Origin of the sequence: Denitromonas iodatirespirans (assembly GCF_018524365.1) — a bacterium.
In the GTDB taxonomy this organism is placed as follows: Bacteria; Pseudomonadota; Gammaproteobacteria; order Burkholderiales; family Rhodocyclaceae; genus Nitrogeniibacter; species Nitrogeniibacter iodatirespirans.
Genome location: NZ_JAEKFT010000127.1, coordinates 1 through 600 on the forward strand (window position 1 = coordinate 1; position 600 = coordinate 600).

1 protein-coding gene is annotated in these 600 nt (G+C 65.2%); it reads left to right on the forward strand.

From position 1 onward, the window contains the following. Positions 1 to 17: 17 nt before the first annotated feature. On the forward strand, positions 18 to 600 hold a 583-nt coding region (locus I8J34_RS24250; RefSeq protein ID WP_230411999.1), incomplete at its 3' end, for a condensation domain-containing protein.

Sequence of the window (600 nt, forward strand, 5' to 3'; positions counted from 1 at the left end):
CGGACCGAGTGCTCGGGATGTTCATCAACACCTTGCCGGTGCGCCTGCGCATCGACGAGCGCGGGGTCGAAGCGGCGCTTCGCCAGACGCACGAAACACTGGCCCGTCTGCTCCATCACGAGCATGCGCCACTGGCACTGGCCCAGCGCTGCAGCGGGGTCGATGCCCAGGCGCCGTTGTTTACCTCGCTACTGAACTACCGCTATAGCCCCACCAACGACAAAGCCGCAAACGAGCCTCCCGAAGAGCACATGGACGTGCTGCTCAGTCAGGACCGCACCAACTACCCGATTGCCCTCTCGGTGGACGATCTGGGCGAAGACTTCCAGCTCAGCGCCCAGGTCATCGAGCCGCTCGACGCCACCCGGATGTGTCGCTTCATGGTTCGGGCCCTCGACGCGCTCTTGAACAAGCTCGACGAGCGCACCGACGCGCCGCTCAACAGCCTCGATGTCCTGCCGGCCGAAGAGCGCCACCAACTGCTCGACGACTGGAACGCCACCGCGCACGGCTACGACAAGAGGCGCAGCATCCACAGCCTGATCGAAGCGCAGGCCGACGCACACCCCGAAGCCCTTGCGCTGATGAGCGCAGAAGAGG